This window comes from Nocardia yunnanensis (genome assembly GCF_003626895.1).
Taxonomy (GTDB): Bacteria; Actinomycetota; Actinomycetes; order Mycobacteriales; family Mycobacteriaceae; genus Nocardia; species Nocardia yunnanensis.
On sequence record NZ_CP032568.1, the window covers coordinates 4,950,250 to 4,975,766 of the forward strand.

26 protein-coding genes and 3 tRNA genes are annotated in these 25,517 nt (G+C 68.6%); 9 read left to right on the forward strand and 20 right to left on the reverse strand.

Annotated features, from left to right (window positions below; all coding sequences use genetic code 11):
* Positions 1–103: 103 nt before the first annotated feature.
* The 3 genes from D7D52_RS23245 to D7D52_RS23255 all read right to left on the reverse strand — a co-directional run bounded on the left by D7D52_RS23245 (position 104) and on the right by D7D52_RS23255 (position 1,752).
* Complete coding sequence (locus D7D52_RS23245; protein ID WP_120739600.1) at positions 104–496, reverse strand: hypothetical protein; 393 nt, start codon at positions 494–496, stop codon at positions 104–106.
* Between the two features lie 100 nt (positions 497–596).
* A complete protein-coding gene (locus D7D52_RS23250) occupies positions 597–914 on the reverse strand; it encodes an NIPSNAP family protein (RefSeq protein ID WP_120739602.1) in 318 nt (105 codons plus the stop codon).
* 43 nt (positions 915–957) lie between these two features.
* On the reverse strand, positions 958–1,752 hold the full coding sequence (locus D7D52_RS23255; RefSeq protein ID WP_120744393.1) for an SCO6745 family protein: 795 nt from the start codon (positions 1,750–1,752) through the stop codon (positions 958–960).
* Positions 1,753–1,905: 153 nt separating this feature from the next.
* Here D7D52_RS23255 and D7D52_RS23260 point away from each other — a divergent pair, with 153 nt between their 5' ends.
* From D7D52_RS23260 to D7D52_RS23270, 3 genes are all read left to right on the forward strand, one after another.
* Positions 1,906–2,448, forward strand: coding sequence for a GNAT family N-acetyltransferase (locus D7D52_RS23260; RefSeq protein WP_120739604.1), 543 nt, complete (start codon positions 1,906–1,908; stop codon positions 2,446–2,448).
* Between the two features lie 56 nt (positions 2,449–2,504).
* Entirely contained in the window at positions 2,505–3,086 is a 582-nt protein-coding gene (locus D7D52_RS23265; protein ID WP_120739606.1) for a dihydrofolate reductase family protein, read from the forward strand.
* A 199-nt stretch (positions 3,087–3,285) separates the two neighbouring features.
* Positions 3,286–4,440 (forward strand): alpha/beta hydrolase, encoded by a 1,155-nt coding sequence (locus D7D52_RS23270; protein WP_162958493.1) that lies wholly within the window; start codon positions 3,286–3,288, stop codon positions 4,438–4,440.
* 5 nt (positions 4,441–4,445) lie between these two features.
* Here the strand turns inward: D7D52_RS23270 and D7D52_RS23275 are convergent, their stop codons facing one another.
* Complete coding sequence (locus D7D52_RS23275) at positions 4,446–5,042, reverse strand: dihydrofolate reductase family protein (protein ID WP_120744394.1); 597 nt, start codon at positions 5,040–5,042, stop codon at positions 4,446–4,448.
* 61 nt (positions 5,043–5,103) lie between these two features.
* On the opposite strand from D7D52_RS23275, the gene D7D52_RS23280 reads away from it, so the two are divergent.
* Positions 5,104–5,895 (forward strand): sigma factor-like helix-turn-helix DNA-binding protein, encoded by a 792-nt coding sequence (locus D7D52_RS23280; RefSeq protein ID WP_246023243.1) that lies wholly within the window; start codon positions 5,104–5,106, stop codon positions 5,893–5,895.
* A 95-nt stretch (positions 5,896–5,990) separates the two neighbouring features.
* Here the strand turns inward: D7D52_RS23280 and D7D52_RS23285 are convergent, their stop codons facing one another.
* The 5 genes from D7D52_RS23285 to D7D52_RS23305 all read right to left on the reverse strand — a co-directional run bounded on the left by D7D52_RS23285 (position 5,991) and on the right by D7D52_RS23305 (position 7,455).
* Positions 5,991–6,302 carry a hypothetical protein gene (locus tag D7D52_RS23285; protein WP_120739610.1) on the reverse strand — a complete coding sequence of 104 codons (312 nt, stop codon included), beginning with the start codon at positions 6,300–6,302 and terminating at the stop codon, positions 5,991–5,993.
* A gap of 150 nt (positions 6,303–6,452) precedes the next feature.
* Positions 6,453–6,525: transfer RNA gene (locus tag D7D52_RS23290), tRNA-Gly, on the reverse strand.
* Positions 6,526–6,606: 81 nt separating this feature from the next.
* Entirely contained in the window at positions 6,607–6,927 is a 321-nt protein-coding gene (locus D7D52_RS23295) for a hypothetical protein (protein ID WP_120739612.1), read from the reverse strand.
* A gap of 365 nt (positions 6,928–7,292) precedes the next feature.
* Positions 7,293–7,367: transfer RNA gene (locus tag D7D52_RS23300), tRNA-Val, on the reverse strand.
* A gap of 15 nt (positions 7,368–7,382) precedes the next feature.
* Positions 7,383–7,455 (reverse strand) — tRNA-Gly (locus D7D52_RS23305).
* A gap of 246 nt (positions 7,456–7,701) precedes the next feature.
* Between D7D52_RS23305 and D7D52_RS23310 the strand changes: the two genes are divergently transcribed.
* Complete coding sequence (locus tag D7D52_RS23310) at positions 7,702–8,892, forward strand: glycosyltransferase (RefSeq protein ID WP_120739614.1); 1,191 nt, start codon at positions 7,702–7,704, stop codon at positions 8,890–8,892.
* Positions 8,893–8,898: 6 nt separating this feature from the next.
* Here the strand turns inward: D7D52_RS23310 and D7D52_RS23315 are convergent, their stop codons facing one another.
* Together D7D52_RS23315 and D7D52_RS23320 are read right to left on the reverse strand one after the other, a co-directional pair.
* Complete coding sequence (locus D7D52_RS23315) at positions 8,899–9,771, reverse strand: DMT family transporter (protein ID WP_120739616.1); 873 nt, start codon at positions 9,769–9,771, stop codon at positions 8,899–8,901.
* An 86-nt stretch (positions 9,772–9,857) separates the two neighbouring features.
* Positions 9,858–10,919, reverse strand: coding sequence for a fused (3R)-hydroxyacyl-ACP dehydratase subunits HadA/HadB (locus D7D52_RS23320; protein WP_120739618.1), 1,062 nt, complete (start codon positions 10,917–10,919; stop codon positions 9,858–9,860).
* Positions 10,920–11,123: 204 nt separating this feature from the next.
* Between D7D52_RS23320 and D7D52_RS23325 the strand changes: the two genes are divergently transcribed.
* A complete protein-coding gene (locus D7D52_RS23325) occupies positions 11,124–11,864 on the forward strand; it encodes a type 1 glutamine amidotransferase (RefSeq protein ID WP_120739620.1) in 741 nt (246 codons plus the stop codon).
* A 42-nt stretch (positions 11,865–11,906) separates the two neighbouring features.
* On the opposite strand, the gene D7D52_RS23330 is transcribed toward D7D52_RS23325, so the two are convergent.
* From D7D52_RS23330 to D7D52_RS23360, 7 genes are all read right to left on the reverse strand, one after another.
* A complete protein-coding gene (locus D7D52_RS23330; protein WP_120739622.1) occupies positions 11,907–12,446 on the reverse strand; it encodes a hypothetical protein in 540 nt (179 codons plus the stop codon).
* Between the two features lie 63 nt (positions 12,447–12,509).
* The gene (locus D7D52_RS23335) at positions 12,510–15,320 is read right to left on the reverse strand and encodes a DUF5682 family protein (RefSeq protein WP_246023244.1); all 2,811 of its coding nucleotides are present in this window, start codon (positions 15,318–15,320) and stop codon (positions 12,510–12,512) included.
* Positions 15,317–16,435: an ATP-binding protein gene (locus D7D52_RS23340; protein ID WP_120739624.1), complete on the reverse strand. Its 1,119-nt coding sequence runs from the start codon at positions 16,433–16,435 to the stop codon at positions 15,317–15,319. Before D7D52_RS23340 ends, D7D52_RS23335 begins: the two co-directional genes overlap by 4 nt.
* A gap of 10 nt (positions 16,436–16,445) precedes the next feature.
* Positions 16,446–17,768: a vWA domain-containing protein gene (locus D7D52_RS23345; protein ID WP_120739626.1), complete on the reverse strand. Its 1,323-nt coding sequence runs from the start codon at positions 17,766–17,768 to the stop codon at positions 16,446–16,448.
* A complete protein-coding gene (locus D7D52_RS23350; protein WP_120739628.1) occupies positions 17,765–19,138 on the reverse strand; it encodes a hypothetical protein in 1,374 nt (457 codons plus the stop codon). Before D7D52_RS23350 ends, D7D52_RS23345 begins: the two co-directional genes overlap by 4 nt.
* A complete protein-coding gene (locus tag D7D52_RS23355; protein ID WP_246023245.1) occupies positions 19,138–19,593 on the reverse strand; it encodes a hypothetical protein in 456 nt (151 codons plus the stop codon). Before D7D52_RS23355 ends, D7D52_RS23350 begins: the two co-directional genes overlap by 1 nt.
* A gap of 171 nt (positions 19,594–19,764) precedes the next feature.
* Entirely contained in the window at positions 19,765–20,607 is an 843-nt protein-coding gene (locus D7D52_RS23360; protein ID WP_120739632.1) for an NAD-dependent protein deacetylase, read from the reverse strand.
* A gap of 126 nt (positions 20,608–20,733) precedes the next feature.
* Here D7D52_RS23360 and D7D52_RS23365 point away from each other — a divergent pair, with 126 nt between their 5' ends.
* Entirely contained in the window at positions 20,734–21,525 is a 792-nt protein-coding gene (locus D7D52_RS23365; RefSeq protein ID WP_120744397.1) for an SDR family oxidoreductase, read from the forward strand.
* Between the two features lie 18 nt (positions 21,526–21,543).
* Here the strand turns inward: D7D52_RS23365 and D7D52_RS23370 are convergent, their stop codons facing one another.
* Complete coding sequence (locus D7D52_RS23370; RefSeq protein WP_120739634.1) at positions 21,544–22,542, reverse strand: 1-aminocyclopropane-1-carboxylate deaminase/D-cysteine desulfhydrase; 999 nt, start codon at positions 22,540–22,542, stop codon at positions 21,544–21,546.
* A 117-nt stretch (positions 22,543–22,659) separates the two neighbouring features.
* Between D7D52_RS23370 and D7D52_RS23375 the strand changes: the two genes are divergently transcribed.
* The gene (locus D7D52_RS23375) at positions 22,660–23,523 is read left to right on the forward strand and encodes an SDR family oxidoreductase (RefSeq protein ID WP_120739636.1); all 864 of its coding nucleotides are present in this window, start codon (positions 22,660–22,662) and stop codon (positions 23,521–23,523) included.
* A gap of 20 nt (positions 23,524–23,543) precedes the next feature.
* Complete coding sequence (locus D7D52_RS23380; protein ID WP_120739638.1) at positions 23,544–24,842, forward strand: phytoene desaturase family protein; 1,299 nt, start codon at positions 23,544–23,546, stop codon at positions 24,840–24,842.
* Between the two features lie 16 nt (positions 24,843–24,858).
* Here the strand turns inward: D7D52_RS23380 and D7D52_RS23385 are convergent, their stop codons facing one another.
* Positions 24,859–25,506, reverse strand: a complete 648-nt coding sequence (locus D7D52_RS23385) for a TetR/AcrR family transcriptional regulator (protein ID WP_120739640.1) — start codon at positions 25,504–25,506, stop codon at positions 24,859–24,861.
* Between the last annotated feature and the right edge of the window lie 11 nt (positions 25,507–25,517).

A 25,517-nucleotide genomic window follows, 5' to 3' on the forward strand; every position in this document is an offset into this window, starting at 1 on the left:
ATGGGGTGAGGTCATAGGACGCCCGCGCCCAACTGGCCGCCAGCCAAGGTTGACACCTCGGTCGAAGGCGGACGACATCGAGATCGACCGAGGTGTCAGGACATCAGTTTGCGGCGGCGTGGCGGACCATGGCGAGATCCCATTGGCCGTGTTCGTCGGACCACACGGTCACGACCTCGCCGACGCCGACCGGATTGTGTTGTGGCGCAGTGTCGGTGGCGTAGTCGCCGTCCTGCTCGACCGCGGCGATGATTCGCAGGGCGTCCTCGCGGGTCCCGTCGGTGGCCACCAGGATCTGCTCGATCTGCCAGTCCGCGCTGCTCAGATCGCGGCCCACGAGATCACGGCCATCGACCCGTTGCCCGTCGATGGTGAAGATCGGTCCGGGGCCGTTGACCTGCAGTGGCTCGGTATCGCCGATCATCAGGTCGTCGCTGACCACGTCTCGCTCGCCGCGCAGCAGCGCGTCGTCGGGCCAGCCCGGGCCCCGGTCCAAACCGGCTTCGTCGATGAAGTTGCCTAGGCATACAATGCATACGTCATGGCGAGAGCATAAGCGGCCCTGTCGCTTTCGCTTCTCGGGTACCAGTCGAAGGTCAGCGTGACCCTCCGGGCAGCAGCGGGCGCATGAAGGTTCGCTCGTAGCGGAGTACGCAGCCGCTCTCGTCCCTGATGCGATCCGCGTCCACGAAGTCGGGGTCGGTGCCGAAGTGTGTGCGGTACTCCTCGTAGGCGGCGAGGCTGGAGAAGCTGAACAGCGCGAGCGCTTTGTCGCTGGCACCCTCGGCGGGAAGGAAATAGCCGTGGTGGGTGCCACCGTGGCGTTCGACCAATTCCATCCATCGACTGGCGAAACGTTCGAACGCATCGATCTTCCGAGCGTCTATCACGTATTCGACGACACAAGTGATCATGCCCTCAACTTAGCAACGCTCGCGCATGGCATCGGTCATCCGCTCAGTCGTCGCCGGAACCTGCTGCGGCAGCGAAAGGTTCGAGTTTCGCGATCAACTCGTCGAGTTCGTCGGTGCTGAGCACATCGTAGGGTGGGGCCGCCAATTCGTCGGTGAGTGCCTCGATGCGCTGCTTCAGCTGCGATCCGGCGTCGGTGAAACCACCGGCCGCGTCCACCAGACCGCGGGTGTGCAGTCCGTCCACGACAGCGGCCAATCGCGCCGGCGGCAGGTGATGAATCCGGCCGAACTTTTCCGCCGGCATGCCCAGAGCGAGCGCCATGAGGACGTGAGATTCGGTGCCGCCGATACCGTGAGCGGTCAGGACCGCGTTGTGCCCGTCGCCGCGATGCTCACGCAACAGTGTCGCCACGTGCCAAAGCTTGGCCACCGGGTCGGTCGGCATTGGGAGAGCACGCAATCCGGCGTAGAGCACCCGGCCCTCCGTCGGCGCGGAGACTGCCGCCCGTGCCGCGAGCTCGACGACCCGCAACAGATCGGAAGAGTCGGCCAGATCACCCAACCGCTGCCGCAGAGCGGCGGTACTCCCGCGCTCCCGGAGCGCGATCGCCTCCTGCGGCGTGACCTTGCCCCAAACCCACGGGATATGACGGGCCACCTCGCCATCGGCGAAGTTGTAGAAGACCGCATGCACCACTGCCGCCGGCGCCATCCCCAACGGCGCCGCCCGCCCCGCGAAATACCCGTCCCAGTAATTCCGCATGCCGACAGCCAGAAACGCCTCGTCCGCCACCGCGGAGAACGTCACGGCAGCCAACGGCTCGACCAACTCGAACATGCGATGAACCTTCGCCTGCGGGTGCCGCATCGCTACTCCTTCTCCGGGTGGCTTCACATCACACCGTGCCACGGTGTCGATGAGATAGACGCCAACCACCGGCCAAACTCATCGCCACGGGTGGGGAGTGCCGGTGGGACGTAGATTCGAGGGATGGACGGGTACTCGGAGTTTCCGGCGAATCTGTCGACCGAGCGGCTGCGGTTGCGGCGGTGGCTTCCCTCCGATGCGGCGCAGTATCGAGCGTTGTGGGCGGAGCGCGATGTGCGGGCCACTCGACGGATCGATGCTGCCGGGAGACCGACTGTCGAGGACGTTCGCGCGCTGTTGGTAGCCAATCCGCTGACTGCAGAACCTGGGCTGGGGCTGTTGGCGATCGAACTTCGGACCACCGGGGAGTTCATCGGGTACTGCGGGTTGATCGTCGGGGATGCCTCGTACGACGAACCGGAAATCGCCTACGAACTCGCCCGGCGCGCGCACGGGAACGGGTATGCGACCGAGGCGGGACGGGCGGTTGTCGAGGCGGCGGCGCGTACGGGGCGGCGGCGGTTGTGGGCGACGGTGCGGGAATGGAATACGGCCTCGTTTCGGGTGCTGGAGAAGCTTGGATTTCAGTTCGGGGGGCGGGTCGAGGCGGATCCCGCACGCGGCGAGTCGGTGTGGATGACACGCGAATTGGCCGGGGAGCGATGAGTTTCAGCGGCGTGGGGCGTCCGATCTTGTGAGACCGCGTTCGAAGGAGGATTGCTGTGCAAATTCTTGCTCGCTTGTGCATCAGTGCGGATGGTTATGTCACCACCCCGAATGGGTGGCCGCCGCAGGTGCTGGATCCCGTGCACGGGCCGGGGAGTCACGGGATCGCGGAGTTTCTCCAGGGTGTCGAGGCGGCGGTGATGGGGCGGACCACATTCGAGCCGGCGCTGACCAATGATCGGTGGCCTTGGCCGGGACTGCGGGTGTTCGTGCTGGGCTCGCATCGGCCCGAGGGCACGCCGGAGGATGTGGTCGTGGAGCCCGACCCGGAGCGGTTGCTGGAGCGGCTGCGCGCCGAGAACCGCGGTGGGGACGTGCATTTGATCGGCGGCCCGAGCACCGTCGAAACCTTTCGCGCGCTGGGCGTGCTGGACAAGCTGGAATTGGTGGTGCTGCCGTTCCTGGTCGGTTCGGGGATGCGATTGACCGATTCACTCAGTACGGCAACGGGTTTGGAGTTCGAGAGCTCACGGGCACTGGCAGGCGGATCGGTAGAGATCGTCTATCGCGTGCGACCCGACGATGCCCCCGCGACACGGCGGCCGGACTTCGATGCGCGACAACCACAGCGGCCGTGACAGTCGATCGGGTCTACGTCAATCTGTCCGTCTGAAACCAGTGGCGTCCAACGTCAGCTGATTGTCGCGAATAGTCCCCCACTCGGGGTTCGAGTCGTCCCTACGCTCGTAGATGTGTCATCGATCGGCCGCCAGTGACACCGAAACGGCTGAGCCGCAGCGCAATCCGACCACCGCTACGAGATCGAGGAATCGTCTGATGGATCGTCATGAACAGGGCGTTCGCGAATACCGGGAACTGATCGGCGGTGAACCGCACGAGAAACTGGCCGCGGTGCGCGCGGCCTCGCCCGAAATGTACGAAACAATGATCGATTCGATCTTCGCGGGCCCGCTGAGCCGACCCGAGCTGGCCCGGGCCGATCGCGAACTGGCGACGGTCGCGATGATCGCCGCCATGGGCGGCGCCGACGACAAGCTGGCCGGGCATGTGCGCGCCGCGCTGCATCACGGCTGGCATCCCTCGGAGCTGCGTGCGCTGGCCGAACACGCCTCCGCCTACGCGGGCTTCCCGCGGGCATCGCACGCCCTGGAAGTCATCGACGAGGTGGTGGGCGTCCGTCCGCCGGCCGTGCGGCGGGTGCGGGCCAGCGACCACGACACCCTCGTCGCCTCGCTCGGCGAGACCGGACCGGCGGTGGTGCTGTCCGGATCGTTCGGAATCGACTGGCGCATGTGGGAACCCGTCATGGCGCGGCTCGCGGTCGGACGCCGCGTATTCGCCTACAACCTGCGCGGCCACGGCGCGGCGGCCGGTTCACCGCGGCCGTTCACGATGACGACCATGGCCGACGACGTCGTGGCGCTCATGGACAATCTCGGACTCGACACCGCGCACGTGGTGGGCCTGTCGATGGGCGGCGGCGTCGCGCAGACACTCGCCGTGCGCAACCCCGAACGAGTCGATTCGCTGGCCTTGCTGGGCACCACCGATTACCCCTTCACCGAGGCCTTCCGAGTCCGTGCGCGCTCGGCGGAGGTCGACGGCATCGCGGCGCAGCTGGAACCCACGCTGACCCGCTGGTTCACCCCCGCGGCGCTCGCGGCGAACACCTGGGGTGTGCGCTACGCGCGGGAACGGATTCTGCGCTTCCACCCCGAGGACTGGGTCGCGGCCTGGAATGCGTTCGCGGAGATGGACGTTCAAGGCAAGCTCGCGGATTTCGGCAAGCCGGTCCTGGTTCTCTCGGGAGAGAAGGACGCCTCCTGCACCCCGGAGATCATGTCCGGAATCGCCGATCGAATCCCCGGCTCGAAGTTCCAGGTGCTGCCGGGCACCCCGCACCAGCAGACCCTGGAACAGCCCGAACTGGTCGCCGAGGCGCTCGACGCGTTCCTGCCCGCCGAGCGCTGATCGACCTAACTCCGCTGGAATTCGTAGGTGTGGAAAGCCAGGCTGCGGCCGATCTTTCGAATGTCGACCAGACGTAGCGGCCGCTGGCTGGTCTCGTCGAACAGGCGTAGGCCCGTCCCCAAGACGACGGGGAACACCACCAGCCGCAGTTCGTCGGCGAGACCGTGGTCGATCAAGGTGCATACGAGCTGGTAGCTGCCGTAGACCAGGATCTCGCCGTCCATTGTCCGCTTCAGCTCCGAAATCTCCTTTGCCGCATCACCATTGAGGATGGTTGCGTTGCTCCACCGGGAGCGGTCCAGTGTCGAGGACACGATGTATTTGGGGAGGCTCTTCACCCCGGTCGCCCATTCGGGGCTCACTCGCGTTTCCGCGTCGTCGCGCGAAAGCATTCGGGTCTCGAACCATCCGCTGCTGCGCCTGCCGAACAGCAGCGCCTCGACACCGCGCAGTTCCTCGGTCTCGCGGGCGACCCAGGCTTGGAGGTCGTCGGCGCCCACGAACCGGTGAAACCAGCCGCCCCGCGCGAAGCCCTCCTCGCCGTCGGGGTCCTGAACCACGCCGTCGAGCGTGCTGTTCGAGCTGATGACGATCTTTCCCATTTCCGTGCTCCTTCGGCTCGGGATCTCTTCTGATCGGGTAGACGCCGGGGCCACCGGGAAATTGGGCGCGCGGAGACCGCCCAAGCGGGCAGGCGATCAGAACGCGTTCGGCGACCTGGTGGCCGTGCACTCCCGCGAGTTGCAAGTGCACTGCAATCGCATTCTGGGATCGCTGCAGGATGCCGAGGACGCACTCCAGGAGACCTGGTGTCCGCGTGGCGGCCCGGCCGCCCGCTACGAGACCACCGAGGCCATCTCTTTGGCCTTCATCACCGCCCTGCAACTGCTGCCCCCACGCCAACGCGCCGTCCTCATCCTCCGCGACGTGCTCGGCTATCACGCCTCCGAAGTCGCCCGAATGCTCGACGCCACACAGGAATCGGTGCAAAGCGCCCTCAAACGCGCTCGCGCCACCGTGGACAACAACCTCGCTGACACCAACACTCTTGCCCGCCAACCGGATTCGGTCGCCGAACACCGCCTCGTTGCCCGCCTCACCGACGCCCTGGAACGCGCCGACCTCGACGCCCTCATCGACCTGCTCGCCGCCGACGTCCGGCTCTCCATGCCCCCGGTCATGCTGGAATACCGCGGCACCGAGGCCGCCCGCCGCGTCCTCGCCGCAGTCACCTTCCGCCCCGGCCTCCGCTACCGCGTCATCCCCACCCGAGCCAACACCCAACCCGCCGTAGCCCTCTACCTAGCCGACCCCCACACCCCCCTGCACCACGCCTACAGCCTCCTGTCCATCACCGCCACCGCCGACCACATCACCGCCCTCACCTGCTTCACCCCTGAGCTCCTCCCGCACTTCGGCCTCCCCCGAACCCTCCCCGCAACAGACCGGCCCTGAGGCTCTGTCGTTGGGCGATCGATCCGGCTGCGGATACGTTTCGGGCCGGGGCACCGTGGTGGCCCGGCCCGAAACGTGCTGCGGAGGTGGGGGAATCAGTTGGTTTGGGCGCAGATTCCGTTGAGGATGGGGGCGGCGTTGCCGATCATGGCGACATCGCCCTTGGCGAGGGCGTTGGCGTAGTTGGAGATGGCCATCTGCTCCTGTCCGCTGGCGTCGATGGCGTACAGGCGGTTGGCCGCGTCCTGCATCTGCTGGGGGCTCGGGCCCAGCGAGCCGTAGCTGTTGAGGACGTCGCTGGCGGCCTGGCAGGCGGGGGACAGGGCGTACGCGTTGCCGGCGGGCAGCACCAGCAGGGCGGCGACGGCGCCGGCGGCCAGCACGGCGGAGGGCAGAATCTTGCGCATTCGTTTCACTCCCGGAAGCTCGTGATCAATGTTCGCCACCGAGTTTGCCTGATGCACAGCCGAAACCGAGCATCGCCCCGGCGCGAATCGAGCCGATAGGGGATTGTGGGGGATTGCGCGGGCGCGGATTAGGGGAATGGTCGATCGTTGAGCGGATGACGAGATTCGAACTCGCGACCCTCACCTTGGCAAGGTGATGCGCTACCAGCTGCGCTACATCCGCGTGCTCACCCCGGCCGCGAGGACCGATCGGCTTGCGGGACAGACCATTAGCCTATGGGTGGGCGGTGAAAGCAAATCGACGTCAGCGGTAGATGTAGACGCCGCCGTCGCCGAAGGGGATGGCGCGGTCCACGGTGTGGGCGACGCCGTTGTCGTCGGTCTGGGTGCAGTCGTGGGGGAACAGCGAATAGTGGCCGTCACCGCCGCTGCAGATGAGCGGGTGGGAGGTGCCGTAGGGGCTGATCAGGATCCGCGACGACAGGATCAGATTGTCTTGCGCGGCGAACCTGCTGGACCAATCGTGCGGGCCGAACAGATCATCGGGCGAATCGGCGGAGGCCAGCGGCGCGGCGGCGAGCAGAGCGACGGTGGCGATGCCTGCAGAGGCGAGTACTCGTTTCATGTGATCACTATCGGCCATGCGGTTCGGCTATTAGCGCAAATCCTGAGTCGTGCCTCCCATGTCACGGTAGGCATCGATTGTGGCACCGATCACAGCGAGCAGTCCGCAACATGCCGCACGCCGATCACCCGCACCCGTATCCTCGCTTCCCGGGTATCACCGAACAACTCGAGTTCCAGTCTCGCTGATGAGGCGGAGATAGCCGAGTCGGCTGGTCGGTGCGGCGGTAGGGGCTAATGGTCGGTGCCCAGGGTGATTTCGGGATTGCTTCTCGTGCAACCGATTCCGGCCGACTGGGCCCGGGCACTGGCCGGTTCGGGATAGCAGAAAGGCCCGGTGGGGACCGGGCCTTTCTGGTCAAACTGTGGTGCGCGATACTGGGATTGAACCAGTGACCTCTTCCGTGTCAGGGAAGCGCTCTCCCGCTGAGCTAATCGCGCGGAAATCCCCCTTTGAGCGGATGACGAGATTCGAACTCGCGACCCTCACCTTGGCAAGGTGATGCGCTACCAGCTGCGCTACATCCGCGTGCTCACCCGGCCTTGTGGGCCGATCGGCTTGCGGGACAGAACATTAGCCTATGGGTAGGTGGTAAATGCAAATCGCCTGGAAAACCGGGATTTTCGGGCGTGGCGCGGCGGAGTGGGCGCGGGGAGGTGGTGCGGGGGACCGAGATTGCCTCCCACTTCACCATAACCCGCCGGGCGGGGCTTGCCGCAAGGCCCCGACGGCGGGCTATAACTGCTGGTCGAAGGCCGACCGGGAGGAGTTTCGATGCGGGTGCTGCTGTCGACGATCGGGTCGCGGGGCGAGGTGCAGCCCATGCTGGCGCTGGGGCTGGAACTGGAGCGGCTGGGAGCGCGGGCGCGGTTGTGCGCGCCACCCGATTTCAGGGAGCTGATCGCCGGATTCGGGCTGGAGTTCGTTCCGGTCGGACCGAGGGTGAGTCAGGCGGGGCGCGGCACGCCGCCCACACCGGAGCAGCGCCGTGCCATGATCGCGGGCACGGTGACCGACCAGTTCGAGGCGGTCGGCGCCGCCGTCGCGGACTGCGCTGTGCTGGTTGGTTGCGGGGCGCTGCAGATCGCCGCCCATTCGATCGCCGACGCGCACGGAATCCCCTACATCTATGTCGCTTACGCCGCGAACACCCTTCCCTCCCAGCACCTTCCACCGCCCCCGCTGGGCCCCGGCGTCGACGCCACCGCGGACAACGCCACCCAGTGGAAGCAGGATGCCGACCGCTGGAACGCGCTGTGGGCCGGCCCGCTCAATGCCCGCCGCGCCGCCGACGGCCTGCCCCCGGTCGCCGACGTCCGCGACCACATCTTCACCGAACGCCCCTGGCTCGCCGCCGACCCGACCCTCGGACCCTGGCCCGAACCCGGCGGCGGGGACGTCTGGCAGCCCGGAGCCTGGATGCTGCGCGAACCCGCACCCCTGGACGCCACGCTCGAGGATTTCCTCGCGGCCGGGGAACCGCCGGTCAACTTCGGATTCGGCAGCATGCACATGGCCACCGAAACCGGCCGTGCCGCACTCGACGCCGCCCGCGCGCTCGGCCGCCGGTCCATCCTGCTGCGAGGCTGGTCCGGCCTGACCGTGCCCGAGGACGCACCCGACTGCCTGACGATCGGCGATGTGGACCATCAGGCCCTGTTCCCGCGTGTCGCCGCCGTGGTCCATCACGGCGGCGCGGGCACGACCACGGCCGTGGCCCGCGCGGGCGTGCCCCAGGTGGTGGTCCCGCAGCGATTCGACCAGTTCTACTGGGCCGACCGGGTGAGCGCCCTCGGCATCGGATTCGCCCACGCCCCCGGCGAAGTCACCGCGGCCTCGCTGAAAACGGCGCTCACCCGCGTGCTCACGCCCGAGACCGCCGCCCGTGCGCGGGAGCTGGCCCCGGCCATCCGCACCGATGGCGCGACCCGCGCCGCCGAGCGGATCATCGCCCTCGCGCGCTGACCGCGTTCACTCGCCGACCGGTTGCGGCTCGGGCGCTTCCGCGGCCTGTGCGCGGGAAAGCCATACGGCCGCAACGCACATCACCACCACCGACAGCCCGACGAACGCGGTGCCGACCGGGCCGCTGCGCAGCCGCTCCTCGAGCACGGTCATGCCCAGGAAGGCCGCGCCCAGCGGTTCGGCGACGGTGAAGGCGGGCAGCGACGCCGACAGTGGACCGACCTGATAGCCACGCTGTTGCACATACAGGCCGAGCATGCCGCAGGCCACGAGCACATACAGCTCCCACCCGGTGACCGCGGTGCGAATGCTGTGCCCGAACTGCTGGGTGACGTTCTGGGTCAGCGCGGCGGAGATGCCGAACAGCAGCCCGGCCGCCGAGCCCAGCAGCAGCGCTTGCAGCGTCGGCACTTTCACCGTCGTCGCCACCGCGATCGCGGCCACGATGACGCCGACGAGCAGGCCCAGCGGCAGCACCCAGTGATGCCACGGTGCATGCGGCACGCCCTCGGTGGGCTCGCCCACCACCAGGAAGCAGGCCAGCGCGATCGACAGCGCCGCCGCCTGCGCCCACATCGCCCCGGTCACTCGCCGCCCGCTGTAATGCGCGGCCAGCGGCAGCGCGAACACCAGCGCCGTCACCAGAATCGGCTGCACGACCAGCACCGATCCCAGCGCCAGCGCCGCCACCTGGAAGCCGAAACCGCCCGCGTCGCCGATCAGCCCCGCCACCCAGCGCGGATTCCGGATCAATCTGGCCAGCAGCGCATCCCCTTCGGCCACATCCGCGGCGGCCCGCTGCTGCGCCACCGCGGACACGGCGAACAGCACGGCACCGACGAACGCACACACCACGGCCGCGATAGGTAGGTTTCCCACGCCGCCAGTCTGCCCGACGCCACCATGCCGGTCGGTCGCCAGCCCCATCCGCGCGCCCGGGACGGGATCGTCCCGGGCGCGCGTGATCAGGACAGCTGGACGACCGCGGTGGCGCGGCCGAAGACCTTGCGGCCCTCGAACATCGCGGTGATCGCGACGGTGGCGGTGCGGGCGTCCGGGTCGATCGACTTGATCTTGCCGGCGTATTCGACGGCCGTCGGCCCGGCGTCGGTGACGTAGACCGGGTTGCTCATGCGGACGCTGAGTTGCTTGAGCGCGCCCGGGTCGCCGAGCCAGGAGGTGACGAAGCCCGCGGCATACGCCATGGTGAGCATGCCGTGGGCGACCACACCGCGTTCCAGGCCGACCGTGCGCGCGGCTCCCGCATGCCAGTGGATGGGGTTGGCGTCGCCCGCCACGCCCGCGTAGCGGACCAGATCGCCGATGGTGAGAAGGACTGTGCGGGAAGGAAGTTCGTCACCCACCGCGACGGTCGCGGCGGCGCGGGAATGGGCGCTGCGATGGGCGGCGTAGCTCGGATGCCAGGTGGGCAGCTCAGTGCGGCGCGGGGCGCGGCGGCGGAAGGTGTCCATGCCCCGATGCACGATCTCGCCGATCAGACGGTCGGCCTCGGCATGGTCGTCGGACTGTTCGGAGCGGGCGATGACGCTGGTCGCCCCGGTCATGACCGCCTCGCCGCGCTGATCGGTGATGACGTTCTCGAACACGAACATATCGCCGCCGAACGCCTGCCGGAACGACCGCAGCGCCACATTGCTGGTCAGCCGGTCCCCGGCCAGGATCGGCCGATGGAACTCCAGCACCTGATCGGTCTGCACCGAGGCCCGCAGGTCGTAGCCGGTGAGCATGCCGCTCATGGCGTGCTGCACGGGCGCGGCGAGCATGGAGGCGAAGGTGGGCGAGGCGGGCAGGCTCGGATAGCCGAGCGCCGCCGCGGCCGACTCGTCCCAGTGCGCCGGATGATCGTCCTGCACCGCCGCCGCGTATTCGCGCACCTTCTCCCGGCCGACCTCGTAGTCGCCGTCGAGCCGAAACCTCCGGTCCACCATCGACACCGCGTGCGCGACCGCGTCGAAAACATCGGTGTGCGAAACGGACTCGGCCGTATCGGTGGTGCTGGACTCCATGATGCGCAAGACGATCCCCTCTGTCGTGGATGACGAACTGACGGAAATCAAGCGATCCGAACCCGCGCGCGACCGCATGCCGACTGTTTGCCGGCCCGCTCGCGAGCGAGCCATCGAGGTGGAGCGGTAGCCGTCCAGTACGGGACAGTCGGTACGACGGCATGCGAAGGATAGCCACCCCGGCCGCTGCGCGATACTGCAGGGATGCCCACCGATACCGTCCTGATCATCCAGCACGTCGAGGTCGAGACGCCCGGCCTGATTCTGGACGTTCTGCACGACCATCGGATCCCGACCATCACCCGCAACCTGATCGCCGACCCGGAGGCCGAACTGCCCGCGCCGGCCGAGCTGGCCGGACTGGTGATCATGGGCGGTCCGATGAACGCCGACCAACTCGACGCCTACCCGGGTTTGCGGCGCGAGCGCGAATTGCTCACGGGGGCACTGCGATCGGAACTGCCGACATTGGGTGTCTGCCTGGGTGCGCAGCTGTTGGCCCGCGCGGCCGGACTGGAGGTCAAGCCGGGCGACCTGGGCTACGCGGACGAACTCGGCTGGGCGCCGCTGCGGCAGGTCGACCGCGCCGACCCGCTGGTGGGGTCGCTCGCCGACGCACCCGCGGTCCTGCACTGGCACGGAGATCGCATTGTCGCCACCGCCGCCCTCCCGGCGCTGGCCGCCACGGATTCCACTCCCGTGCAAGCCTTTCGGGCCGGACCGGTCGCGTGGGGGCTGCAATTCCATCCCGAGGTCGACCCGCCGCTGCTGGATCGCTGGCTGGCCGAACCCGACTTCGCCGCCGAGGCGCACCGGGTCCTCGGACCGGACGCCCTGGACATGCTGCGCACCCAGGCCCGCGCCGTCTTCCCGACCCTGCAACCGCTCTTCGAGCGCAGCATGAACTACTTCTGTTCGCTGATCCGAGCGCGAGTCTCGCACTGACGCAACGCGATCGGAGGACCGGCCGGGTGGCCGGGCCGCCGGCTAGCGGTCCGGGAGGGCATCGCAGGCGGCGGGCCGCTGCGTGCCTGACCCCCGCGAACCAATCTGCGGCGAATTCGGGTGCCGGCGGCGGTATCCGGCCCACAGCAGCTCGACCGTCCGGGCACGGAGCGCGGAGCGGAGCGTTGTGAGCCATCGGGGAGTTCCCGGCCGCGGAGAACTCGCGCCGGGTACGGACCGTTCCGGCTTGCTCTGCTCGGAACGGTCCGCGTCGGCTTGCCGGTGGCGCATGCGGTCGCGCTCGACGACCCGCGCGAACAGCCGCGTCACCACATCCTCGAGCCCGATGCCGAGCGATTCGGCGCGCAGCGCCGCCATTTCCACCGCGAGGTCACCGTCGACGGAGTCGGGGTCACTGAGCATTTCGTCCAGCGCCATGCCGTCGATGGCCTGTTCGCGGGTGAACTCCCAGCCGGGCAGCCAGCTCAGCACCCACGCGCCGCCGTCGGGGCCGGGCACCAGGTGCGCGGTCTCGGGCGTCAGGTCGCTGGTGATCGCGCGACCGGAGATTCGGAGCGCCATGGCCTTCCACTTTCTCGGCGGGGGACTGTGCGATCGAATCTACGGCCACGCGCTTGCGACTCTCTATCGATTTCCTTGCGTACCTGCGAAGGTCCCGGCCAAAGCGGCCGCGGTGGCCGGGTAGCGCGCGAGCAGCTCGGTGAGCTCGCGGTTTTCGGCCGGTCGGGTCGCCTGCCAGCCGCCCGCGTAGCCGAGCAGCGCCGCCAGCGCGTCACAGGCGACGGGATGGGCGGCCAGCAATTCGGTCACCGGGCCGCTCGGCGCCGCCGCGACCGGGGTTGCGGTCGGCGTGGATTCGGCAGACCAGGGTGGCACGAAGGCGTCCACGGCCGGTAGCGCGCCCGGGAACGTGCGCCCCGCCTCCCGGACCAGGCCGGGGATCAGCTCGCCGGTCTGATCCTTCAGCGTGGTGATCAGCTTGGGCAGCCACGGTAGCAGCACCGCGTCCGGCAGGCTGCCGAAAGCCTTCGACAACACCTCCACCACAAAGGGTTTCAACCCCGGAGCGGGATCGATGGCGTGGACGAAACCGCTTACGTACTGCGGAACCGTCGGCAGCACCAGCGGATTGGCCAGCATCGCGTCACAGCGTTGCCGCAGTTCGGCCATGCTCAGCAGGCCCAGCTGGAAGCGCGCCGACCACAGCAGCGCCACCTTGGCCGGGGCCTCCGGATGCGATTGCAGCACCGCCAATTCCAGCTGCGTGTGATCGCAGCCCAGCGACAGCGCCAGATTCTCCATGCCGAACAGGAATCCCAGCATGGCCGCCACCTGCGCGGGCCCGGTCTCCTCCGCGGCGAAGGCGGTGGGCAGCAGCGTGCAGTAGTGCGCGTACCCGGCCGTCACGAACCGTTCGCACCAGGCCGGCAATCCGGTCGCGGTGGAGCGGAAGTAGTTGAGCAGCACTCGGATACGACGCAACACCACCGGTGCGTCGTCGACCGTCCGCTCGGCGGCGAGCAGTTCCACCGCGCGCGTGCCCAATTCGTCGGCGAGCCGGGCCGAACGCAGATACACCAGCGCGTCCTCGACCGCGGCCAAGGCGGTGGCGGCGGTCGCGTTCGGCGCCGACACCGCGGCACGCAACCGCTGCTCCAGCACCTGTTCGACCGACACGCCCTCATAGCCCAGCTCCACCAGCGAGCGCTGATACTTGCCGAGCCCGATGTCCCAGCTCTCCTGAATCGAGGTCTCGCCCAACCCCCGCGATCCCATGATGGGCCGCAGCGCGTCCTGCGGCAGCAGCCGCCGCAGCAGCCACAGCAGATCCGAGCACGGCCGCAGCTCCGGAGTCGCCTTCAGATCCAGCAGCGCGCGTTGCAGGGTCCGCTTGGACAGATCCAGACCCAGCGGTCGCAGCCGATCGAGCACATCGCGGGCCAGCGGGGGCAGCGCCGCGTAGCCGACCTGGCCGATGCGGTCGCCGCCCAGCAGGATCTCGCACAGCCGCCGCACGTCCCGCCGCCCCGGCACCCGATCCTTCTCGATGCAGGTGACGGCCGCGTCCTGGAAGTCGTAGGGGGTCGGGCGAGTGCGATTGCGCAAGCCCGCCAACAGGATCGAGGTCTCGAAGACGGCGATGGCGTCGGCGGTGCTGGCCAGGTAGCCGTTGCGCCGGGCCAGTCGCACGATGTCCACCGACCACTCCAGCAGCTCGGCCTCGTCGAGCGGGTCCAGCGCCGGCGGCCGGGACAGAAAGCCCGAAAGCTGGTCCGTCACCGCCGATTCCGGTATTGCGGGGGCAAGCGATTTCGCCGCCCGTTTCTTCACACCCTGCTGCCCCTCCAGCTGAAAGGACTGCAACTTCCCGCGCCGCAACCCTTTCGCCCAGGTGGCCGCCGCGATCGACACCGCGCCGCCCGCCAGCCCGAACTGCGCCTCGATCGCCGAGTGGCTCGAGGGGATGAGCCCGTAATGCCAGGTGGTGGCCGAGCGCGGCGAGATCTCGAACGGCGCGGTCGAATCCACGCCGAACTGCGCCACCGGGCTCGCCGCGTGCGCGGCCCCGCACACGTACAGCGCCTGCGCCGCATCGATCTCGTTCGCGGCCAGATGTTCCCGCATCCGGGTCCACATGTACCGCTCGCGATCCTCGTCCTCGACGGTGGACCCGCGCCGCAGCCGCCGGAACAGGCTGCCGATCATCACCATGACCTGGCGGTAGGTGTCGTAGTCGGCGTCCACCAGCGGCTGCTCGACGTACTGGTCCCACCATTCCGACCAGTGCCGCACCTTGCCGTGATGCAGCAGATGCTCTTCCAGTTCGGCGAAACGCGGTCGCAGATCACCGATTTCGAGACCGACCGCGCCGCCGTGCAGGCCGTCGTCGCCCGGCTCGCCGTCCTCGCCCGCGCCCTCGGCGGGCGCCGGTTCCTGCGTGGGTGCCCATTGGAAGACGTGATCGGTGGAGCGATCCACCAGCACCAACTCCACGCCCGGGGTGTCGAGCGCATAGGCGATGGCCTGATACTCGGCCGAGGATTCGGTGATCGGCGCGACCACCGACAGCGGCGCCCACTCCGCCGGGAAACCCTCGATCTCGGTGGCGAAGGCCTGCAAGGCGATCGGCAACCGGCAGTTGCGCAGCTCGTCCAGCAGCGGCCGCAGATCCTCGCACAGCTCCAGGTAGACGACCCGCGGCTGCTTCTCGCGCAGCCGCCGCACCATCGCCAGCCCGGAGGCGGGGGAGTGGTGACAGACCGGGAAGATCTCCAGCCGCTCCGACAGCGCCCGGTCGACATCGTCGACCATGCCCGCCAGGATGTCACCGGCCGCGCCGGGCAGGCCGGCGAATGCGACCGCCGCGTCCGCCAGCTGATCCCGCAGCGCCGCAAAGGTATTCGACCTCGAAGCAGCGGCGGTCACGGTGCTCACGACAGCCTCGCGATCGCGGCCCGGCCGCCCTCGAGGAATTCGCCCCACGCCGCGTTGCCCTTCTTGTCCTTGGTGCGCGGTTCGACCACGCCGTGCAGATACTTGTTGAGGATCGCCAGATCCTCGGGCGTGCGCCGCGCCAGCGAGCCGACCAACGACCCGGCGAGGGTCTCGGCGCGCAACTCCTTGGCCCCGAAGAACTGGCTGTGCAGAATCGCGTCCTCGAGCACACCGATCTGCTCGGCGGTCGACAGCGCCGACTCCAGCTTGTCGTCATCGCTGGTGGCCGACGCCGCGGCCGCGCGCAGATCGGCGAAGCTCTCGAGCAGGATGTCCAGCAGCGTTGGCGGCAGCTCCAGCTCGATGGAATGCCGGCGCAGCAGTTCCGCGGTGCGGAAGCGCACGATCTCCGCTTCGCTCTTCTTGTTGGCCACCACCGGAATTCGCACGAAGTTGAAGCGCCGCTTGAGCGCCGAGGACAGGTCGTTCACACCCCGGTCGCGGCTGTTGGCGGTGGCGATGATGGAGAAACCCGGCTGCGCGAACACCACATTGTCGTCGTCGAGCTCGGGAATGGAGACGTACTTCTCCGACAGGATCGAGATCAGCGCGTCCTGCACATCGCTGGTGGAGCGGGTCAGCTCCTCGAAACGGCCGATCACGCCCTGTTCCATGGCGGTCATGATCGGCGACGGGATCATCGACTCCCGCGACTGGCCCTTCGCGATGACCATGGAGATGTTCCAGGAGTATTTGATGTGATCCTCGGTGGTGCCGGCCGTACCCTGCACCACCAGCGTCGAGTTGCGGCTGATGGCCGCCGACAGCAACTCCGCCAGCCAGCTCTTGCCGGTGCCCGGATCGCCGATCAGCAGCAGTCCCCGGTCCGAGGCCAGGGTGACGATGCTGCGCTCGACGAAACTGCGGTCACCGAACCACTTCTGCTCCACCTGCCGATCCAGGCCGTCGGCGCGTTCGGAGCCGAGTATGAACAGCCGCACCATCTTCGGGCTCAGCCGCCACGCGAACGGTTTGGGGCCGTCGTCGATGGACTCCAGCCAATCCAGCTCCGCGGCGTACTTGACCTCGGCCGGGGCGCGCAAAACGTCGTTCATGGGGTGTCTCCTAGTCGAGGAAGTTCTTGAGTTCGCGCACGAGCTTTTGAATGCGGCCGGAAATCACCGGGGTGCCCAGGGCCTTGAACCGTTCCCGGAACCACGGATTGACCTCCTGGCGGCCGGAACTGTTCACCGAGCCGACGGGGATGAGCTTCACCCCGGAGCGGTACACCGCCTCCATGGCCTCGAACAGCGGCTGGGAGCGGTCGAACTCGTAGAAGTCCGAGATCCACACCAGCACGGTGTTCTTCGGGTCGGTGATCTTGGGCTGGGCCATCGCCATGGCGATCGGTCCGTCGTTGCCGCCACCGAGGTTGGTGCGCAACAGCACCTCGAACGGATCGTGCACCCACGGGGTGAGATCCAGGGCGCGGGTGTCGTAGGCGATGAGATGCACATCCACCTTGGGCAGCCCCGCGAAGATCGACGCCAGGATGGTGCAGTTCACCATGGAGTCGACCATGGAACCGGACTGGTCCACCACCACGATCATGCGAGCCGGCACGGTGCGCTTGGCGGTCTGCCGGTAGTAGAGCCGGTCGACGTAGAGGCGTTCGTCGGTCGGGTTCCAGTTGGGCAGGTTCTTCCAGATCGTCCGATCCACATCAAGATTGCGCCGGATGCGCTTGGGCGGGACCGAACGGTCGACCGTGCCGATGCTGGTCTGCTGCACCTGGGTGCGCAGCACCTCGGCGACCTCGTCGATATAGCGGCGGATCAGGCGCTTGGCATTGGCCAGGGCCACGCCGGACAGATTGTGCTTGTCGCGCAACAGTTGTTCGATGAGCGACATGCTCGGGGTCAGCTGCGCGGCCAGGTGCGGATCGGCGAGGACTTCGCGAAGTCGCATGCGCGACACCAGGTCACCCTCCAGCCCGGTGAGCACGCCCTGTACGGCCCCGGCCTGTTCCTCGCCCAGGCTGCGGCGCAGCCAGTTGGCGTCGGACTGCCAGCCCGCCAGCTGCGTGGCGCTGACCTGGCCGGAGCCGGTGGCGAACACATTGAGCAGCAGCTTGGAAACCAGTGCGGCGGTGCGGACATCGGCCGCGCCGATGGGCTGCGGAATGTCACCGTCGGAGTCCTCGGCGGCTTCGGGGGTCGCGGTTTCGCTTTCGGTGAAGTCGAGGTGTTCGAACTCCGCCTTCATCTCCGGATACCGCTGCACCACGGTGTCGATGGACAGCCCCGGATCCAGCACTGCCAGCGGCAGCCCCAGATCCTCGACGATTCCGGCACTGGCCTGCTCCAGCGTCGGCTGCTGATCCCCGGCGAAAACGCCGGCCAGCAACCGCCAGTACAGCACTTGACGTCGCGTCTCGTGATTGGTCATTTGCGCAGCAACCGTCCCGCTCGTTCCCGCAGCACCGCCACGGCATCGCCCGACTTCGCCTGTGCCTTGGAGACTTTCGCATCGGTCGGCCCGAGCGCCCAATCGCCGTTGTGCAATACCGTGAGCGCGGTCTTGACCTTGCGCCGCACCGCCAGCGGACGCAGCGACCAGTCGCCGTCCCAGCGCAGCAACCCGATCATGGCGCTCGAGTTGGTGACCGCGACCGGTGTCAGCGGTCCCGCCGACGGCAGTGCGTCGAGTTCCACTCGAATTCGCTGCGCGCCCATTTCCAGTGCGCCCTCGCGGAACCGGTACCCCTCGAGCACAACCGGTTCGGCGAGGTGGATCGGATCGCGATCCAGAGGCGCGGCGGCCGGAGCCTGCGCCCGCGGCAATTGCACGGTGGCGGTGACGAAGGGATCCGCGGCCTCCCCGGCCTTGGCGCGATCGTCGTCCCACAGCAGATCGCCGGTGGCGGCCAACGGCATCTCGGTGAGCTCCAGCGCCCGATGCTCGGCCAGCGCGGTCAGCAACTGCTTGTGCCCGCCCAGTAGCTGCCAGATCGCCGGTCCCACAATGGTGTCCACCTTGGCGGCCGCCACCGACAACCGAACCCGGCGCACCGGTCCGCCCGCCGTCTCCAGCACGCCGTACACCTGCGCCTGCACCGCGGTCCCGTGCTCGTGCACATCCACCCCCAGTGGCAGCAGCCGACCCGAAACAGCTTCGGCCGCAGCAGATTCCGCGCCGCGCCAGGACAGCAGCAGCGCACGCGTCCACAGATCCGCCCAGCGTCGCGCCGGCACCCGGTCCATGGTCGCGATCGGCGCGCAGCCACCCAGTTCGGCGCTGAAACCGTCCAGCAGCACCGCCAGCCGTCGCAGCGTGGGATCGGCCAGCAGCGACTCCACCGTCCTATCCGCCGCCGACACCAGCTCGTGGTCCACGCCGCGCCAGCCGGCGACGGCCAGCTCACCCAGCCAGGCCCGCGACCCCGCAGCCACGGGGCTGGGGAGGGCGGCGGCCGGTTCGACGGCCCACTCGATTCGGTTGCGGCCCAACGCGTTGTCGGCTTGCTCGAGCAGTGCGTCGTGCACCGCGCCCAGCAGGGCGGCGCGCGCCGCGGCCAGCGCCGTCAGCTCCGCCACGCCGACCGCGCCCGTGTTCACCTTCGCCACCGCGGCGGCCGCCGCCTCGGCCAGCGGCGAACCCGCTACGGCCGCGGCTAATCCCGCCAAGGCCGCGCCCTGCGGTTCCGACACCCGGGCGAATCCGGCGACCAGCGCGGCGTCGAAACCGCCCACGGTCTCGAGGGCCGCTGTCACGCCCGCGGGCGCCTCGGCCAGTGCGGCCAGTTGACTTTCCAGCATCAGCGACCCACCCCCGCCGGGAACCAGTGCAGTTCCGGGATCGGCGAGGTGCCGCCCGGCAGTTCCAGATAGCTCAGATGCCGCAGGAACCGGCTGAACACCGCCGCGGCCGGCACCGGATCACGAGTGCCATTGAGACAGTGCGTGATTCGCCCGCCCTCCGGCACCTCCACGCGCAGGAATCGGGCCACCCGATCCTGCCCGTACTGCAGCACCGCCTCCTCGATGAGCGCGTCCAGGTGCTTGCACGCCCAGCCCTGATTCAGTCCGCCACAGGGTCGATTGTTGTTGGTGCTGCAGCTGAGGCCGTGCGTCCCCGCCGTCACCGACGCCACGTACACCCGCGAGATGTCCGACCCGCTCGACACCACGCCCTGCAGCCGCCCGTCGGCCAGTTCCACGAACGGCGCCTTGGTGAGTTTCCGCGCCGCCACAGCGGGCAAAACCCTTACCACAGAAGCATTTTCCCAATCCGGCCCATCCGGCTCGGGACTCGTATTCGAGACCATCGTTCTCCCTCCCGGTCGATCACGATGCGCTCAAGGTAGGTGACCCCACCGACAACTGGACCGAGCAGTCCGAAACAGCTGGTCCGCGGTCGAATGACCGGTTGGTGCGGCCCGAAACTAGTTGGGCGCGAGGGCGTCTGCGAGCGCGGTGAGCATCGGCGCGCAACCGGCGTCGAGGGTCAGGGCGGCGAGTTCGTCGGCGCGGGTGCGGCCCCGGTTCAGGATGACCACGGGCCGGCCGGCCTTGGCGGTGTGGCGCGCGAAGCGCAGACCGGACATGACCGTGAGCGACGAACCGACGACGAGCAACATGTCGGACCCCTCGACCAGACTGTAGGCGGCGGCCACGCGGGGCTTGGGGACGGATTCACCGAAATAGACGATGTCGGGTTTGAGCATGCCGCCGCAGCGCAGGCAGTCGACCATGCGGAAGGACTCGGTATCGGTGACGACGGCATCGGCGTCCGGCGCGACCTCGGAGCCGTCGATCGGGACGGCTTCGGCGAAGCCCGGATTGACGGCCTCGAGCCGTTCGGCCAGCGACAGACGGGAGGTGAGCGATTCGCAGGACAGACAGCGGACCCGCGCGTAGACGCCGTGCAGATCGATGACCCGCCGCTGGCGGGCCTTGGTGTGCAGCAGATCCACGTTCTGGGTGATCAGACCGGTGACCACCCCGGCCCGTTCCAGCCGGGCCAGGGCCCGATGCGCCGGATTGGGCCGCGCCGCGTCCATGTGCCGCCAGCCGATGTGGTTGCGCGCCCAATACCGTTGCCGGAACACCGGATCCCCGACGAACTGCTGATAGGTCATCGGCGTGCGCGGCGGTGATTCGGGCGAGCGGTAATCCGGAATACCACTGTCGGTGGAGATGCCGGCACCGGTGAGCACGGCCACCCGCCGGCCCGCGACCAGCTCCAGCAGGCGATCGAGCTGCGGCGCGGAACCTGGATCGGGCATACGGCCAGCCTACGACGCCCGCCGAGGGTGGCCTCGGACACGTTGTGTCACACCGGCCGGGCCCGCATCGTCACCAAGGCAGAACGCCGCACCGGCGTCACGAACTCGACGAAGGAGATGGTCATCATGGCGAAGACGGTTCTGGTCACCGGCGGCACCGGCACCCTGGGCACGCTGGTCACCCCGCTGTTGCGCGCGGCCGGAGTGTGCGTGCGAGTGCTCAGCCGCACCGCGCGCGCAGGCGCCGACGGCATCGAGTACGTGGCGGGAGACCTGCGGACCGGCGCGGGCATCGCCGAGGCGGTCGCGGACGCCGACACCGTGCTGCACCTGGCGGGCACCCAGAAGGGCGACGGCGCCAAGACCCAGACCCTGGTCGACGCCATCGACGCCGCGGGGGTGTTCCCGCACCTGGTCTACATCTCGGTGGTCGGCGCGGAGCGGGTGCCGGTGGAGAGCGCGCTCGATCGCCAGACCATGGCCTACATGGCCTCGAAGCGGGAGGCCGAACTGGTGGTGGAGAACTCGGGGCTGCCGTGGACCATCCTGCGCGCCACCCAGTTCCACGATCTGCTGTTCACCATGGTTTCGGCGCTGGGCAAGATGCCGGTCGTGCCGGTCTTCGATTTCCGGTTCCAGCCCATCGAAACCGCCGAGGTGGCACGGCGTCTGGTGGAGCTGACCCTGGGGGAGCCGGCGGGCCTGGTCGAGGAGATCGGCGGCCCTCGCGTCTACACCATGAAGGAGCTCGAGCGCAGCTACCTGCGGGCGGTCGGCAAGCGCCGTCCGGTGATCACCATCAAGGCGCCCGGCAAGGCGTCGCGCGTCTACGCCGCGGGCGGCAACCTGACCCCGGAGCACGCGGTGGGCGAACGCACCTGGGAGGAGTTCCTGGCCGCCAAGCTCGCCACGGCGTGACACCCGGTGCGAGAGCGGTCAGCGCGGTCCGTTGGTGTTGAGATACACCACCGGGCCGGCGCCGAAGCGGCCGTGCGCGTTCATGTCCAGCAGGGCGGCCATCGCCTTGGCGGTGTACACCGGCTCCAGCGTCATCTGCTCGCGGTCGGCCGAAAGGGCTTGCGCGGTCGCGGCTTCCGGCATCGGATAGCCGTAGCCGGGGCCCAGATACTCGGTGACGATCTCGAGATTGCCGGTGGGGGACAGGGTCTCGGGAAGCCGGGCGCCGCGCTTGCGCAGCAGTCGTTCGCTGCGGCCCGCCAGCTTCGACAGCGTCGCATGGTCGAGTTTCAGTGTGTCGTTGACGATTACGCCGACGACCCGGGTCGAGAGTCCCGCCAGCCGCAGCCCGAGCGACAGCCCCGCCGCCGTCCCGCCCGAACCCACCGGGACCACGATATGACTCGGTTCCGGCAGCTCTCCGGCCCGCACCTGCGCCGCCAATTCCAGTGCGGCCTCGACGTATCCGAGCGCGCCGACCGCCGAGGATCCGCCCGCGGTCAGGAAGTACGGCGGCCGCAGACCCTGGAAGCCGCGGGCCAGCAGCCACGGCGCCATCGCGATCGTGCGCGCCTTGGTGTGCGTGAAATGCAGTTCCGCGCCCGAATCGCGCAGCCGTGCCAGCTGCGCCCGCACATGATCGTCCTCGGGCTGATCGGTCAGCGCCAGAACGGTTTTCACGCCGTGCTCGCGCCCGTAGCGGGCCGTGGCCAGACCCCAGTTGGTGCCCAGCCCGCCCACGGTCACGATGGTGGTCCGCCGCCGGCGCAGTGCGTCGGGCAGCAGCCATTCCAGCTTGCGCACCTTGTTGCCGCCCCAGCCGCCGTCACCGAAGGCGCTGTCGTTCTTGAGCCAGATATCCGCCCCGACCGTGTCGAGCGCCGCCAGCCGCCGCACCGGTGTCGGGCTGGTGCCCAGCCGCAGATGCGGCAGGGTCCGCGCGAGCTCGGGATAGCGCTGGTGCAGATGCGGAGTCATCACACCAACCCTATCGATCCGCCGGTGCGGCGACGAGTGTGGCGGGCAGCACAAGCCCGCCCGGGCGCTCCTGCTACGTTCCGAAACGAGAGCAATCAGTTTCGGCAAGGAGAACTCATGCCTGGGGTAACCGATCGAGTCGTCATCGTCACCGGAGCCGGCGGCGGTCTGGGCCGCGAGTACGCGCTGCTGCTGGCGCGCGAGGGCGCGCTGGTCGTGGTCAACGACCTGGGCGGCGCGCGGGACGGCAGCGGGTCCGGGCACAATATGGCCGACGCGGTGGTCGAGGAGATCCGCGCGGCCGGCGGCACCGCCGTCGCCAACTACGACAGCGTCGCCACCACCGAGGGCGCGCAGGCGCTGGTGCAGACCGCGCTCGACAGTTTCGGCGCGGTGCACGGCGTGGTCAACAACGCCGGCATCCTGCGCGATATGAGCTTCGTGAAGATGACGCCCGAGGCGTTCGAGGCGGTGCAGCGCGTGCATCTGTTCGGCGCGTTCAATGTCACCCACGCCGCGTGGCCGCATTTCCGCGAGCAGGGTTTCGGCCGCGTCGTCATGGCCACCTCCACCTCCGGGCTGTACGGCAATTTCGGCCAAGCCAATTACGGCGCAGCCAAACTCGGCATGGTCGGCATGATGAACACCCTGGCCATCGAGGGCCGCAAATACGACATCAAGATCAATGCGGTGGCGCCGATGGCCGCCACCCGCATGACCGCCGACATCGCCTCGGCCGAGATGCTCGAGAAGTTACCGCCCGCCCAGGTCGCCCCGATCGTGGGTTACCTGGTCAGCGAGGAGAACACCGATTCCGGCATGGTGCTGGTGGTCGGCGGCGGCGCGGTGCAGCGTGTCCAGTTGTTCGCGAACAAGGCCGTTCTGTTCAGTGAGGTCCCGACACTGGACCAGGTGCGAGAGAATTGGAGTCGTATTACCGATATGTCCGACGCTCAGCCGGGGGTCAATCCAGCGGGCTGAGCCTGCTCGAGGAGCTCGCCATGAGCGAGAACACGTGGGACGCAGTGGTTGTCGGGGCCGGGGCGGGCGGGCTGTGCGCGGCCGCCCGGCTCTCGCACCTCGGCTACCGCACCCTGGTGGTCGAACGTCTGGACCGGGTCGGAGGCCGCGCCTCCACCGAAGAGATCGACGGATTCAAGATAAACACCGGCGCGGTGGTCGTCGAATTGGGCGGCATCACCGAGCAGACCTTCGCGGAGGTCGGCGCGAAATTCGAAGTGCGCCCGGCGGATCCGCCGATTCTCTACCGCATCAACGGCCGCGACGTCGACATCAGCAGCGGCGGTTGGGGATTGCTGGTGCAGCAGCTGACCCGGCACGGCGCCAAGCTGCTCGCGGCCGCCCGCGACGACGGCGGCCCGACCGAGCGGGAGCTCTCCACCGCCGACTGGGTGCGCCGCTACACCAAAAACGATGCGGTGCAAGGGATCTTCCGCAATATGTGCGGTTCGATCTTCGCGGTCGGCTCGGAGGAGCTGCCCGCCCGCGTGTTTCTCACCTACATCACCCGCGGCTCGGCGTTCAAACGGCTGGGCTTCTGTCCCGAGGGCACCATCGGCATCTGGAAATCGCTGGCGGATGTGGTGGAGCGCAATGGGGGAGAGGTCTGGCTCGGCAGCGAGGTGCAGCGGCTGCATGTCGAGGGCGACCGGGTCACCGGCGCGCGAATCCGCCGCGGCGGCGAGACCGTCGAGGTGGCCTGCGCATTCGCGGTCAGCGATATCGGCCCCTCGGCGACGCTGGATCTCGTTGGGCCGGAACATTTCCCGGCCGACTATGTCGGTGCGGTGCTGCAACGCGATCTGCCCTGCGGCATGATCTCGGTCAACTTCGCCAGCCGTGAACCGCTGATCACCGCGCCGGGCCTGCTCAGCTTCGCCCGCACCCGGCGGCTGTGCTACGTCGCCAATTTCAGCGCCACCTGCCCGGAGATGGCGCCCGCGGGCTGGCATCTCTACGTCGGCACCGGGGTGCCCAAACCCGCGGTGGGCGATTTCGATTCCGAGGCCGACACCGCCCTGGTGCTGCAGGATCTGCGCGAGGAGATCCCGGGTTTCGATCGGGCGCGGATCCTGTCCATCGCCGTCACCCGCGACGACTGGCCGCCCCAGCGCGCCGTCGCCGGTTACGACCTCCCGCACGACACGCCGCTGCCGAACCTGTGGAACGTCGGCGACGCGGTGAAGGAATACGCCAACGGCGGCACGACGGCCTGCGCGGAGACCGCCAAGCTGGTGGTCGAGGAGATCCGCGCCGGCGGCTTCGGCCGGTCGACGTAACCGGTTCGGGCCGTATTCAATTCAGCTTCTCGGTCATGCCGGGCAGTCGATCCACCATGGCCACCACGTAGTCGGCGACGACCTCGATGAGCACCGGCCGCTCCACCTTCAGCCCGCCGTCGAGCCAGACCAGAATCAGCTCGGCCGCACCGCCGGTGATCAACTGCGCAAGCGCCGACAGGGCTGTGTCCTCACCCTCGGGGAGGTCGAGCAGCGCCCGGGTCTGCTCGATGAGCAGCGCCGCGACCTGCCGCATGCCCTCGAAGCGGCGGCGCATGAGCAGTTCGCTGCCGTACGCCTGGGCGAAGGCGATATTGGCGCGCCGCGGATCGTCGGTGACCGCGACGATCAGCGCGGCCACCCCGGCGCGGAGCTTCTGCTCCGGCCCGCCGGGGGTCTCGGCCATGGCGGTGCGGGCGCGTTCGAAGGCATCGCGCTGCACCTCGTCCAGCAGCGCCGTCGCCAAAGCGTCCAGATCGGTGAACGATTCGTAGAAGAAGCGCGGACCCACCTTGGCCTGCTCGCACACCCCGCGCACGGTCAGCGCGGCCAGCCCCTGGGTGCCCACGATGTCGAGAGCGGCGTCGAGCAATCGCCGCCGGCGTTGTTCGCGGCGCTCATCGGTGCTGGTGCCGCGATAGGTTCCGGTGGAAGCTCGCGTCACCCTGACAGCTT

Bases quoted from the DNA above. Each gene is read 5' to 3' on its own strand.
- D7D52_RS23325 (WP_120739620.1), top strand. From the start codon at position 11,124: ATGCCCACCGATACCGTCCTGATCATCCAGCACGTCGAGGTCGAGACG.
- D7D52_RS23320 (WP_120739618.1), bottom strand. From the start codon at position 10,919: ATGGAGTCCAGCACCACCGATACGGCCGAGTCCGTTTCGCACACCGAT.
- D7D52_RS23380 (WP_120739638.1), top strand. From the start codon at position 23,544: ATGAGCGAGAACACGTGGGACGCAGTGGTTGTCGGGGCCGGGGCGGGC.
- D7D52_RS23285 (WP_120739610.1), bottom strand. From the start codon at position 6,302: ATGCGCAAGATTCTGCCCTCCGCCGTGCTGGCCGCCGGCGCCGTCGCC.
- D7D52_RS23310 (WP_120739614.1), top strand. From the start codon at position 7,702: ATGCGGGTGCTGCTGTCGACGATCGGGTCGCGGGGCGAGGTGCAGCCC.
- D7D52_RS23255 (WP_120744393.1), bottom strand. From the start codon at position 1,752: ATGTTCGAGTTGGTCGAGCCGTTGGCTGCCGTGACGTTCTCCGCGGTG.
- D7D52_RS23260 (WP_120739604.1), top strand. From the start codon at position 1,906: ATGGACGGGTACTCGGAGTTTCCGGCGAATCTGTCGACCGAGCGGCTG.
- D7D52_RS23330 (WP_120739622.1), bottom strand. From the start codon at position 12,446: ATGGCGCTCCGAATCTCCGGTCGCGCGATCACCAGCGACCTGACGCCC.
- D7D52_RS23345 (WP_120739626.1), bottom strand. From the start codon at position 17,768: ATGACCAATCACGAGACGCGACGTCAAGTGCTGTACTGGCGGTTGCTG.
- D7D52_RS23350 (WP_120739628.1), bottom strand. From the start codon at position 19,138: ATGCTGGAAAGTCAACTGGCCGCACTGGCCGAGGCGCCCGCGGGCGTG.
- D7D52_RS23270 (WP_162958493.1), top strand. From the start codon at position 3,286: ATGGATCGTCATGAACAGGGCGTTCGCGAATACCGGGAACTGATCGGC.
- D7D52_RS23295 (WP_120739612.1), bottom strand. From the start codon at position 6,927: ATGAAACGAGTACTCGCCTCTGCAGGCATCGCCACCGTCGCTCTGCTC.
- D7D52_RS23370 (WP_120739634.1), bottom strand. From the start codon at position 22,542: ATGACTCCGCATCTGCACCAGCGCTATCCCGAGCTCGCGCGGACCCTG.
- D7D52_RS23250 (WP_120739602.1), bottom strand. From the start codon at position 914: ATGATCACTTGTGTCGTCGAATACGTGATAGACGCTCGGAAGATCGAT.
- D7D52_RS23340 (WP_120739624.1), bottom strand. From the start codon at position 16,435: ATGAACGACGTTTTGCGCGCCCCGGCCGAGGTCAAGTACGCCGCGGAG.
- D7D52_RS23375 (WP_120739636.1), top strand. From the start codon at position 22,660: ATGCCTGGGGTAACCGATCGAGTCGTCATCGTCACCGGAGCCGGCGGC.
- D7D52_RS23360 (WP_120739632.1), bottom strand. From the start codon at position 20,607: ATGCCCGATCCAGGTTCCGCGCCGCAGCTCGATCGCCTGCTGGAGCTG.
- D7D52_RS23275 (WP_120744394.1), bottom strand. From the start codon at position 5,042: ATGGGAAAGATCGTCATCAGCTCGAACAGCACGCTCGACGGCGTGGTT.
- D7D52_RS23365 (WP_120744397.1), top strand. From the start codon at position 20,734: ATGGCGAAGACGGTTCTGGTCACCGGCGGCACCGGCACCCTGGGCACG.